10 protein-coding genes are annotated in these 12,637 nt (G+C 30.3%); 3 read left to right on the top strand and 7 right to left on the bottom strand.

Features of this window, described 5'->3' with window-relative positions; translation table 11 throughout:
* A partial coding sequence (locus ACKVOV_RS08365; protein WP_409206304.1) for an acyl-CoA dehydrogenase family protein occupies positions 1-311 on the top strand: 311 nt, incomplete at its 5' end.
* Positions 312-383: 72 nt separating this feature from the next.
* Here the strand turns inward: ACKVOV_RS08365 and ACKVOV_RS08360 are convergent.
* From ACKVOV_RS08360 to rplU, 3 genes are all read right to left on the bottom strand, one after another.
* A complete protein-coding gene (locus tag ACKVOV_RS08360; protein ID WP_409206303.1) occupies positions 384-833 on the bottom strand; it encodes a 6-pyruvoyl trahydropterin synthase family protein in 450 nt (149 codons plus the stop codon).
* Between the two features lie 160 nt (positions 834-993).
* The gene (gene rpmA / locus ACKVOV_RS08355; RefSeq protein WP_409206302.1) at positions 994-1,254 is read right to left on the bottom strand and encodes a 50S ribosomal protein L27; all 261 of its coding nucleotides are present in this window, start codon (positions 1,252-1,254) and stop codon (positions 994-996) included.
* Between the two features lie 29 nt (positions 1,255-1,283).
* Complete coding sequence (gene rplU / locus ACKVOV_RS08350) at positions 1,284-1,961, bottom strand: 50S ribosomal protein L21 (protein ID WP_409206301.1); 678 nt, start codon at positions 1,959-1,961, stop codon at positions 1,284-1,286.
* A 224-nt stretch (positions 1,962-2,185) separates the two neighbouring features.
* Between rplU and ACKVOV_RS08345 the strand changes: the two genes are divergently transcribed.
* Together ACKVOV_RS08345 and ACKVOV_RS08340 are read left to right on the top strand one after the other, a co-directional pair.
* Positions 2,186-3,511, top strand: coding sequence for a M16 family metallopeptidase (locus ACKVOV_RS08345; protein WP_409206300.1), 1,326 nt, complete (start codon positions 2,186-2,188; stop codon positions 3,509-3,511).
* 10 nt (positions 3,512-3,521) lie between these two features.
* Positions 3,522-5,561, top strand: a complete 2,040-nt coding sequence (locus tag ACKVOV_RS08340; RefSeq protein ID WP_409206299.1) for a M16 family metallopeptidase — start codon at positions 3,522-3,524, stop codon at positions 5,559-5,561.
* Between the two features lie 89 nt (positions 5,562-5,650).
* Here the strand turns inward: ACKVOV_RS08340 and ACKVOV_RS08335 are convergent, their stop codons facing one another.
* The 4 genes from ACKVOV_RS08335 to ACKVOV_RS08320 all read right to left on the bottom strand — a co-directional run bounded on the left by ACKVOV_RS08335 (position 5,651) and on the right by ACKVOV_RS08320 (position 12,505).
* The gene (locus ACKVOV_RS08335) at positions 5,651-8,215 is read right to left on the bottom strand and encodes a CHAT domain-containing protein (protein ID WP_409206298.1); all 2,565 of its coding nucleotides are present in this window, start codon (positions 8,213-8,215) and stop codon (positions 5,651-5,653) included.
* Positions 8,216-8,225: 10 nt separating this feature from the next.
* Entirely contained in the window at positions 8,226-10,184 is a 1,959-nt protein-coding gene (locus tag ACKVOV_RS08330; protein WP_409206297.1) for a PKD domain-containing protein, read from the bottom strand.
* A gap of 126 nt (positions 10,185-10,310) precedes the next feature.
* On the bottom strand, positions 10,311-10,943 hold the full coding sequence (locus tag ACKVOV_RS08325; RefSeq protein ID WP_409206296.1) for a hypothetical protein: 633 nt from the start codon (positions 10,941-10,943) through the stop codon (positions 10,311-10,313).
* Positions 10,944-10,948: 5 nt separating this feature from the next.
* Complete coding sequence (locus tag ACKVOV_RS08320) at positions 10,949-12,505, bottom strand: T9SS type A sorting domain-containing protein (protein ID WP_409206295.1); 1,557 nt, start codon at positions 12,503-12,505, stop codon at positions 10,949-10,951.
* Positions 12,506-12,637 lie beyond the last annotated feature (132 nt).

Below are 12,637 nucleotides of genomic sequence, written 5' to 3'. Positions count from 1 at the left end.
AAAAGAAATTAGCCGAAATGATTACCGAAATTACCAAAGCGCAATTACTAACATGGCGTTTAGGTGTTTTAAGAAATGAAGGAAGAGCAACAACTGCTCAAATCTCGATGGCAAAAAGAAATAATGTAGACATGGCAATAAATATTGCTCGTGAAGCACGTCAAATTCTTGGAGGAATGGGAATCACTGGAGAATATTCGATCATGCGTCATATGATGAATTTAGAAAGTGTTATCACTTACGAAGGAACTCACGATATTCACTTATTGATTACTGGAATGGATATTACTGGAATTCCTGCTTTTAAGTAAACATTACAATTATAAAAACAAAAGAGCTGTCTTAATTAAGACAGCTCTTTTGTTTTTATAAATATCCTTAAATTAATTATCCTCTGCAAACCACTCCGCAAAAGAAGTTTCTGTTTCTTGCAATCTCAAAGAATATAATTTTATTGATTCCGGTAATCTTCTCTTTATTTTCTTAGCAAAATCTATTACCATATTCTCACTTGTAGGCTGATAATCTACTAAAATCACTTCGTGTCCACGAGATTTAAGTTCTTTTGCTAATTCTATATGTGGAGTAGTTTCGTTAAAAACAGTAGCGTGGTCAAACACATCTACAATATCTTCTTTTACAATTTTTTTTAAGTCCGAAAAATCGATTACCATTCCAAATTTAACATTGTTTCTATCAGAAATTGGAATTCCAATAACCGTTACTGAAAGTTTATAACTATGTCCGTGAACATTTTTACATTTCCCATCATAACCGTATAAAGCATGACCAGTTTCGAAACTAAATTGCTTGGTAATTCTAATTTTGCTCATAAAAAATAAATAAAGGTCAAAGGTATTAAATAATACAAGAATATATCAAGTTTACAGAAATTGTAACTGATCAATTTTGTTAAATTTATATTTGAACGTTTTTAACAAAAAAAAAACGTCCAATTTCTTGGACGTTTTGTAAACTATAAGTTAGTTTAGACTAAGCTTCAAAAGCAACTACAGAAACATAAGATTTGTTTTCACCTTTTTTCTGAAATTTCACTAATCCGTCAACCCTTGCATGTAAAGTATGATCTTTACCCATGTAAACGTTTTCTCCTGGATTGTGTTTAGAACCTCTTTGTCTAACAATGATATTTCCAGCTATTGCAGCTTGACCACCAAAAATCTTAACACCTAAGCGTTTTGATTCTGATTCTCTACCATTTTTCGAACTACCGACACCTTTCTTGTGAGCCATGACGTTTTGGTTTTATAAGTTAATATTAATTAAACAGCTTTACCACCGTTTAACTCGTCTTGTAATTTTTTTAATTCATCCATTTTACCGTCTGCAGCAAGTTGTGCTTGTTGCGCCCAAGTAGTTGGATCTAAATGTTGTACTTTAGCTTCTGCAGCATCTAAAATCGTATTGATTTTTTCTGCTTTAGTTTTAGCTAATTTTACGAATGTATCAATTCCAGCAGCAACTAATACTTCAGCAGCTTTAGGACCAATACCTTCAATGATTTTCAAATCATCAGCTTTAGCAGCTTTAGCTTTTGGAGCTTTAGCTTCTGCTACAGGAGCATCCACTAATTTTTCTGCTTTTGGAGCTGCAACTTTTTCTGCTTTTGGGGCTGCTTTTTTAGCACCTGAAGCTGAAATGCTTTCAATTACAATTTGAGTAAGATACTGTCTGTGACCGTTTCTTTTCTTGTAACCTTTTCTTCTTTTCTTTTTGAAAATAATTACTTTGTCTCCTTTTAAGTGTTGTAACACTTTAGCTTCTACTGAAGCACCTTCTATAGCTGGGGCGCCCAAAGTGATTGTGCCATTGTCGTCTAATAAAAGAACTTTATCAAAAGAAACTTTTGATCCTTCTTCATTAGTCAAACGGTGTACATAAACCTTTAAGTCTTTGCTTACTTTAAATTGTTGCCCTGCTATCTCTACGATTGCGTACATAACAATAATGTTTAGTTAATTTTTTTAAGTCTGCAAATATACAACTATTTATGAAACAAGCAAGTTGACTTTAAAAAAATACGGTTAATTGTATAAAATTTCAATTTTTCCTAAAATTAAGTTAAAAACAATTCAGCTTTTTTTTTAAATAAAGTACATTTGGCGTAACAAGAGTAACTATTTTAATACCAATAGTTAAATCAACAAACATTTTATAAATTTTTATGAAAAAATCATTAATCGCTTTAAGTTCAATGCTTATGCTAGGAGGGAATGCTTTAGCTCAAAAGGTTGCTTTTGAGGAATACGATTTAAGTAATGGGCTTCACGTTATTTTACACAATGACTCATCTGCGCCAGTGGTAATTACTTCTGTAATGTACCATGTAGGTGCAAAAGATGAACAATCAGATAGGACTGGATTTGCTCACTTTTTTGAACATCTTTTATTTGAAGGAACAGAAAACATAAAACGTGGGGAATGGTTTAAAATCGTTTCTGGAAATGGCGGAGTAAATAATGCAAACACTACTGATGATAGAACATACTACTACGAAGTTTTCCCTTCTAATAGTTTAAAATTAGGGTTATGGATGGAATCTGAAAGACTAATGCATCCTGTAATAAACAAAATTGGGGTTGACACTCAAAATGAAGTTGTAAAAGAGGAAAAGAGAAAAAATTACGACAATAGACCTTATGGACAACTAATGGCGCAAGTAAAGAAAAACATGTTTACTAAGCACCCGTATCGTTGGACTACTATTGGAGATATGGCACATTTAGATGCTGCAAAACTAGAAGAATTCCAAGCATTTAATAAAAAGTTTTATATTCCAAACAATGCTGTTTTAGTAGTTGCTGGAGACATTAGCAATATTTCACAAACTAAAGAGTGGATTCAGCAATATTTTGGATCTATAAGCAAAGGTCCTGCAATTGTAAGACAAACTTTTGTAGAAGACCCAATTACAAAACCAATACAAGCGACTTTTGAAGATGCAAATGTTCAAATACCAATGATGATAACAGCATACAGAACACCATCAATGAAAACAAGAGATGCAAGAGTTTTAGATTTTATATCAACTATCTTGAGTGACGGAAAAAGCTCTAGATTGTATAAGAAAATTGTTGATGATAAAAAAATGGCATTACAAATAGGTGCTTTCAACAACAGTCAAGAAGATTATGGTACTTACATAATATATGGTTTACCGCAAGGAAAAAACACAATTTCTGATTTAGTTAAAGAAGTTGATGAAGAAATCACAAAACTACAAACAGAATTAATTTCTGATAAGGAATTAGAAAAACTTAAAAACAAATATGAAAGTAATTATGTAAATGACAATTCTAATGTAGAAGGAATTGCGTCTAATTTAGCTTCATATTATTTGTTATATGGTGATGTTAATTTAATTAATACCGAAAATGAAATGTATCAATCTATAACTCCAGAAGAAATAAGAGCCATTTCTAAAAAATATTTAAATCCAAATCAAAGATTAATTTTAGACTACGTTCCAGCAAAAGCTGACAAAAAATAAAACAATGAATATGAAAAATATAACCATTTTAATATCAAGTTTGTTACTAACTGTTATGATGCAAGCACAAGATAGAACACAACCTAAACCAGGACCATCACCAACAATTAACATCAAAAAACCTGAAAGTTTTACTTTACCAAACGGTCTAAAAGTATTAGTTGTAGAGAACCACAAACTGCCTAGAGTTTCTTTTAGTCTATCTACAGACAATGCACCTTATGCTGAAGGCAATAAAAAAGGTGTGAGTGATTTGTTAGGAGACCTAATTGGTAACGGATCAACAAAAACATCAAAAAATGCTTTTAATGAAGAAATAGATTACTTAGGAGCAGATATCAGCTTCTCTCCATCTGGGGCATTTGCTAGCGGACTTTCTAAATATGCTAAAAGAATATTAGAACTTACTGCAGAAGGATTATTACAACCTAATTTTACACAAGAAGAACTTGATAAAGAAAAAGATAAACTAATAGAATCTTTAAAATCTCAAGAAAAAAGTGTTACAGCTGTAGCTGGTAGAGTAGAAAATGTTTTAGCATTTGGAAAAAATCATCCGTCAGGAGAATATTTAACAGAAGAAACTATTAAAAACATTTCTTTAGCAGACATACAAACAAATTATAATACTTATTTTGTTCCAGAGCACGCTTATTTAGTCGTGCTTGGAGATGTGAAACTAGCAGATGTGAAAAAAGAAGTTGAGAATCTTTTCTCAAATTGGGCAAGTGCAAAAGCACCAAACGTAAGTTATTCGAATCCAAAAAATGTGCAGTATTCACAAATTAACTTTATAGATATGCCAAATGCTGTACAATCTGAAATATCGATTGTAAATACTATCAATGTAAAAATGTCAGATCCTGATCTTTTTCCTTTAATCTTAGCCAACCAAGTTCTTGGAGGAGATTTTAATGGATATTTGAATATGAATTTACGCGAAAAACACGGTTGGACTTATGGATCTTATTCTAATGTTGGTTTTAACAAATACGTATCAACTAAGTTTAAAGCCAATGCTCAAGTTAGAAATGCTGTAACAGATAGTTCAGTTGTTGAAGCGATTAAAGAAATTAAAAGAATCAGAAGCGAAAAAGTAACTGATGAAGTCTTAAACAATGTAAAAGCAGGTTATGTAGGTAAATTTGTGATGCAAGTAGAAAAGCCAGAAACAGTAGCTAGATATGCTTTAAACATTGAAAAAGAAGGCTTACCAAAAGATTTCTACGAAAACTACATCAAGAATATAAACTTGGTAACAGCCGATGATATTATGAGAGTGGCTAACAAATATTTTTTAGCAGATAATCTAAGAATTATAGTAGTTGGAAAAGGTTCTGAGGTATTACCTGGATTGGAAAAAACAAAAATACCAATGTTTTTCTTTGATAAATATGGTAATCCAATAGAGAAACCTGTAACTAAAAAAGTAGATGCATCAGTAACTGTAAAATCTGTATTGGACAAATATATTGCAGCAATAGGTGGTGAAAAAGCTGTAAAAGCGATAAAAACAACATTTTCAAAATCTACAGCAACCATACAAGGTATGCCAATGGAATTATCTGTTAAAACATCTACTGGTAAATTATTGGTTGAAATGAATGCTATGGGAATGACTATGATGAAGCAAATGGTAAACGATAAAACTGGTTATATGGAGCAACAAGGTCAACGCAAAGTTCTTGAAGGCGACATGCTAACTGAAATGAGATCTCAAGCACAACCAATTCCAGAATTAACTCTAGCAACAAAAACAGGAGTAACATTACTACCTATACAATCTATTGATGGTAAAGATGCATACGGAATAAAAGATGGTAAAAAAACCTATTATTATGATGTAGCTACTGGCCTAAGAATTGGAGCTTCAGAAGTTCGTGAAGCAAATGGGCAAACAATGACTCAAACATCAAGCTTTAGCGACTATAAAGATGTAAAAGGAGTGAAAATGCCACATAAAATTGTAATGAATGTAGGAATAGATATAGAACTAACTACTACAGAAATTAAAGTAAATGAAGGTGTTAGCGATGCTGATTTCCAATAAGCTACTTTAAATTAAATATAAAACCGTCTTTGTTATTATAACGAGACGGTTTTTTTTATTATTTTCTAGATTGTATTTTAGAATTTAAACTAATATCTTTTTCTGTAAAAAAACCAAAATAAAAAAATCATCAATACTCCAACAACTGAAATCCAAAGCCAGTAATTTGTTGTTGCTTTATTCTCTAAAGTGCCATAATAAACCATCGCACTCCAATAATAAGGCGATTTTTTAGCATTTGAAATAGATTCATCATTTAGAAAATCTAATTTTGCCTGTTGGTTAGATTCGAAATAAGAATTTCCACTTTCAATATTTTTATAAAATTTACCCATAAAAACAGAAGTTGTATAATCATTTACTTTCCATAGCGAAAACAATATATTTTTAGCTCCAGCAAACTGAAAACCTCTTGCGACACTCATCGCGCCTTCAGATTTGTATAATTTTCCTAAACCAGTTTCGCAAGCACTTAAAACCACTAAATTTGGATTTATATTTAAATTATATAGCTCAGAATACAATATTTCTTGATCATAAAATCGTATCCTTGCTGGTTCATCAATATTACCAGACGAAGCGTGTGTAGAAAGGTGAAGGATAGAAAAATGTGTAGCATTAGCCTTAAAATTATTAAATGTAGCTTCACTTTTTTCTAAATATTTCCCTTCAAAACGGTTGCTTAGATTTTCTAATTCCTTTTTCGAAAAAGCTAGTTCTAAATTTGAGTTTTCAAAAATTGGAAAAATACCCAAAATAGTTTCTTTTTGATATTGAAATGGTTTTTCTTCTAAGTAAAATGAAACTGAATTATTATATCCAATTTTAAAATAATGCAGTAAATAATGCATTTTAGCAAAATTTGCGGTAGTACTTTTTTTTGTTATTAATGCTTCGAAAGGAAAGAAATTCAGGATTCCATCAGGAATAATTATTAGATTTTTATTTGCTGATTTTTGTGGCAATTTCAAATATTTATAAACCTGATTCCCTAAACTATTATAACCGCTAACATCATTTGATATTGCATTTGCATCACTAAAATAAGTAATAAATTTTCGAATCACAGAGCCGTTTTGGTTTGCTTTCTCTAATTTTTGAAGTTTTATTTCACGATTCTGTAAAGTAAATGAATACATATTTTGGGCACCCGAAAAATACGAAATTAGAGTCGCTTTATCTTTTTCTAATTTTTGAAACAACCTTGTCAGATTTATATTCTCATCGGATAAAATTGTAGATCTAGATTTGATAGACTTTAACAAAAGCATTAATTCATTTTGTTTTTTTATAGCAAAATTTATTTTTGAAATATCCGCTAAATCTAGTTTTTCCTGCTCTCTTACAATTATATTATTCCAATTTTGTAGTTGCTCTAAAACTGTTTTTTCTTCCTTAGAAATGGTTCTATTTTGACTAATATAATTTTTCAGAACAGTAGATTTAGTTTTTTCAGATAATAAAAAAGCTTTTTCTATATAATGGATATCATTCTCTTGTTGATAAAAATAATCATAAATTTCGATACATTTTTCAGCTCGGTTTCTACTTCTGATTTGAGATAGAATTTTAGAATTTTCATATACTAATAATGACTGAAACAAATCTTCTATGTAAAAAGAAAGCTTATAACTCTCTAGTGCTGTTTTAGGTTTATTTTCTTTTAGTAAAACAGCAGCCTGCAAGTCTAAAATATCTAGCAAAAGAGTTTCAGCATAAAGTGATTTCTGATCTGGTAAAAGGCTTTTTTTATCAGAATAATTTGGAATTAAAGCTTTATAAACTTCATTAATAGCAAGTTTTGCTTCGGTAATTCTGTTTTGCTCGAAAAGCAATAATGCATTTTCATAAAAAAGTTTGGCGATTTTTCGAGGTGCTTGATTTTTAGTTTTTTCAAATTCTAATTTTGCTTTTTCAAAGTAAGAATTAGCTAGTACAAAGTTTTTTTCTTGACTATAAATTTGAGATAAATTTCTGTAGGCATTCGATACATTTTGTGATTGTTGCTTATCACCACTTAATAACTTTATCGATATTTCTAAAACTTTTTTAGCTTTCTCATAATTTTTATTGATTAAATAATTTGTTCCTAAATTATTTAATAAAATTCCTTTTTGAATTGCTGTTAATTTTTCTGTTGCAATCGTTTTTTTTAATAAAATAATGGCTAAATCACTTTTTCCTGAACTTTGGTATACGTTTGATAAATTAAGAATTGCACTTGTTTTTTGCTCTTGATTTCCATCTACATTTGCAATAAAAAAATATTGTTTTATCGTATTTTCTGCACTATCATAGTCGCCAATAATGGTATAAAGATTACCTAAAGGCTTCAAGCAATATTCCGTAATATCATAATTAGCAAGCTTGTTTTTCTGGAATAATTGCCAAGCTTTTTCATAAGTTGAAATCGCTTGGTTGGTCAAACTAAATTGATTCTCGAAATAGGCTTTATTGCAGTTTAATATTACTAAAGCTAGGAATTCAGGTTTTGTTTTTGCTTTAAACTTATTTTCTTCAATTTCTAGCTTTTTTAAACTTTCAACATTTGGATTTGCTACAAAAACATCGACAGCATCATAAATCTTATTCTCTAAAGTAGCTTGAGAAAAAGACATCTGCGTAAGTAAAAAAAGAAAAAAGAAAAATCTCATTTAGATGTGTTTAGAATTTCCAAATTCCATAAAATTGTAAATAATTAAAATTTTTCTCGGAACTTACATTATATCTAATCCCTAAACTTGGTCCTATTCTAGAAAAACCAGCTGTAAAATCTAATAAAACTCCCGATTTATAATTAGAAAAAGATTGTTTTAGCTGGTTTGTTTTGTTGTTTTCTTTAACCAAAACATTAGTGTTTGGCCCTTCGTAAAGCTTAATATTTGTTAGTGAATTTTGCTTCTCAGAAATATTTATTCCATTTTGTATTCCTACCCCAAGACCAAAATAATTATTAATATTGTATCTTATTAAAATCGGAATTTCCATAACCAAATTATCGAAACTTGTGGTCGAAGTTGTCTGTTGAAGCTGTAATATGGCGCCATTAGGATTTACAAGTTGATTATTTATCAACGACTTAGATTCATATTTATGTAAATTATTTTGCCATTCTATTTGCCAATACCAACGATAGGATTTGTATGGAGAAATTGTGGCAGCAACAAAATAACTTTTAGAGTTTTCTAAATTTGTAAATAAGTTATAGCCCGTTTTTGCGCCAATAGAAATTCCTGGCAAAAATCTGGTTGTTGCATAATTTGTGATTACAGGTTCGTTTTTATCGAAAATAATCGCTGTTTTACTTCGAGTACTTTGCTTATGAAAGTCTTTATTAAACCTCATCGTATATTTTACAAAACCTTTTGTACTGTCTTTTTCTGTCACATTTTTTTGTGTGCTCCCAGAAAGATATATATTCTTGAAAGTAAAATGTATTTGTTTTTGCTTGATAATAGTATCTAAACAGCTATAATTCACTTCTTCACCTTTGGGACAAATAGGGCATTTTGGGTAAGAATCCACAATTTGCAATGTTTTTTTGTCGAACATATCAGGAATATCGGTTTCTAATCGAATGGTTCTTGCTGGACCTTCTCCATCATTTTGGAAACGTGTTTTAAAATTTATTTTTTTGAATCTTACTAATCGATAGTTCATAAATGCAGCATTACTGGACATTTTATTGGGATCATGAGAAGTTACAATTTCCATTTCGAGTGTTTTCTTTTTATGGTTTTTGTAATTTCTATCAGGAACATAAACGCCTCGCATTTTTACAGTTGCCGAAGTATCTTTAATCATTTCCGGAGTAGTTTTGAATGTAAAAAACAGGTTGCGAGTTTCATTTGCATTCATATTATCAAACTCTAAAATTTTTACATTTCTAAATAATTTTTTAGATTCTAATAATGTCAAATCTAGATCTTCTTCTGTTGAAAATGAGTTTCTAAATGTTGGTATTGAAATTGTGGAAGCTACATTTTCTTCAGCATTATTCATCTCGTCTGAACAAGCAAAACCATCTTCAATTACTTCTTTTTCTCCAAAATGTATTCTAGTTTCTAGTAATTCGAAATTGTCATTTTTGAATTCTTTATCGTTATAAAAGAAATATAATTTCCCATTAGTCACATAATCTAAAGGATTTTTGTAACTAACAACGACTACCATTTCTTCCTCTGGAACTGGCTCGCGATTGTTGAATATTTTATATTGTATGGTATCTTGCAGTGAAGCAATTTCAGAAAATTGAATATTGCTTATTTCATTTATTACCACTGTTCTTGGACGAGTTTTAGGCGGCTTTCCGTTATCGTAATTATTAGTAACCGAAAGATTTACTTTATACTCTCCCTTTTTTTTGTAAACATATTTAGGTGTTGTTTCTTTACTATAATTACCGTCGCCCATTTCCCATAAATAAGAATAACTGGCTTTTGGAGCACCTGCTACTTGTATTAGTAGTGGTGTTTCAGGTTTTAGAGATATTTGGTTTCCATTTTTATCGTAACCAATAGTAGCTCTACGAGTTATAGTGTCTTTTACTTTTGTTTGTCCCTTGGCAAGTTCAGGAAAACAAAAAAATAATAGAAGAAAGGTAATAGACAGAAACTGTTTCATGATTGTGTGTTTTTCTTCCTAATTATTGTTAGGGTAGCTTCAAATTATTTTTAAATTTAAAAAAAAGTGACGAATAAATCGTCGCTTTTTATATAAATCAAATAATGTGTGTTTTTGTTACCCCATTTATTGAAAAACAATATCTATATACGGCATTGAATTATTATTATCCCCCGCACTTACTTGTCCATTAAGATTTTGAGTGTAAAAATCAGAATCAGTGATTGTTAAATTACCTGATGTTTTCGGAAAACTTACATTACCAGCACCCATAACATTATTACTAACACAACGACCCGCACCATTTGAATTTGCCGCAGTTGCTGGACCATATCTTTTTATTTTATAAGATCTTCCTACAACTAAAGCTAAAGGTGTGTTTAACGAAACATAACTTGTAGCTGTTGAAGAAAAAGTTGATGTTATTGATGAAACAACGGTATTTGTAACGGTATCATAAACATCTATTTGATAGTTTTGACTGGCTAATGTAGTTTGACTTTGATATCCTATACTACAAATTGTAGTAGCATTTGTAACATTAAATGTATATTCGTGAGTTACCGCATTATTATAACCTGATAAACTTTCTGGAAATGCTGGCGTGTTTAACGGATTATATAATTGCTGAAAATCTGTGTTGGTTGTAATGCAAGGCGTTGCAATAGTTGGAGCAACAATTGGTTCAGATTTGCTACAAGCTAAAATTGTAATTCCTAACAAAAATAATGTGCTAACTTTTTTTAAATAATTTTTCATGTTTTCTAGTTTTTAATTATTTTTTTATTGATAATTCCTTTGTCAGTAACTATTTTTATTAAATAAACTCCATTACTAATATTTGAAAAATCGATAGTATTGTTAATTAGTGTATTATTAATAATTCGTCCATTAATATCAAATAATGCTACATTTAGGATTTCTTCTGGTGTATTAATGTGTAATTTATCACCAACTGGATTTGGGTATATTTCAAGTTCATTAGTTAAATTTTCGAAATCATTATTTGATAAATTCAAGCATGTTCCAGCCGTCATTAATGGTTTGGAGCAGATAGTAACGGTTTGGCTTTCGTTTTGAACCCATAACCCTCCATCTGAATTGTTTGTATTTAAATTTCTTCTTTGTTCACCCGCAGAAATTGATGCATACATTACATCTGTTGTACTCCCAACGTGACCTAAATTGCGAACATGACCTAACTCATGAAGCACTGTAGTATAATAATCATATTGCGTTGCCGTTGTTCTACCCAAAGTATAGTTGAAGTTTATACTAGAATTGATCCCTAAATCTACATCAGATACATATTGTCTGCCTGTTGTTGAACATGCTGTAATAGTTGAATAGGTTAACCCTAAAACTGTAGCTCCTAGATTTGCAAAATGTAAAACATTTAATCCGTCAGAAGTATCGTTTATGTTTGTAGTTGTATCAAATGTATCGATGCTAAATTTTATACCAGTATTGCAAGTCCATGCGTCCATTGCTATTTTTGTGGTATTTATAGCATCATTATTTGTGAAATTTGTATTTTTTGAAAAAATAATTCCACCACTTACAAGTGCTGGCAAAACAATGGGATAAATATTTGTTCCTGCTTGATTTACAGCATCTCTTACATTATAATTTATTTGTAAAGGTTGTGGAGCGATTATATGAGTAGAGAAATACCCAACAGCAATATCACCTGATGCTGCGTCAGAAGACACTTTGTATTTAATTTCTGTATCCGTCCAACTTACATAATTAAATGTATTCCCTTGTGTTAATAATGAGTTTGTATTATTTGCATTTGTTACCAATACTTTTTGACCACTTGGCGGACCAACTCCAAAACCAGTTCCTGTAATAGTAATTACATCTCCAATGCCAGCATTAACATTTACAGGACTAACCGAAGTAATTGTTGCCAATATGTTTTTGTTTTCTGAAGAATTTGCTTTAAGCTCAAATTTGTTGTTCTCGTTTTTTTCTAATTTGTAGCCAACATATTCTGATTGTCCTAAAAAGGAAGGTTCGTAAATGCCATCTAACATTTTAGAAATAAAATAAATACCTGTATCTCCAATATCAAAGTGAGAATTAGGGCAAACTTGTAATGTTTTTTCTCCAATAGTACCACCCAGATTTCTAATGATAATAAATTCTTGAGCAATATTTCCTTTTGAAACTGAAATAACTTTTACAGTGTAATCGGTAAAAATGGTTGTTTTTAGTTTATCTTGTTTTGAGATCGCTTCTAAAACTTGACCCTCAATAATATATGGCGAATTTTCAATTTTGTAATCTAAACTAACAGGGATAATTTGACTACTCATTTTTAAGCCGGTAAAAAATGAAAGAATAATTAGAAGTGTAGTTTTGTTCATAGTTTCTAGAATTTAATATTTCTTAAAACTACTGCAAACATCTGCTACAAAACAAAACCATTTAGAATATGGTAGGTTTTA

This window comes from Flavobacterium sp., assembly GCF_046153165.1.
Classification (GTDB): Bacteria; Bacteroidota; Bacteroidia; order Flavobacteriales; family Flavobacteriaceae; genus Flavobacterium.
This window is presented reverse-complemented; position numbering and strand designations above follow the sequence as displayed.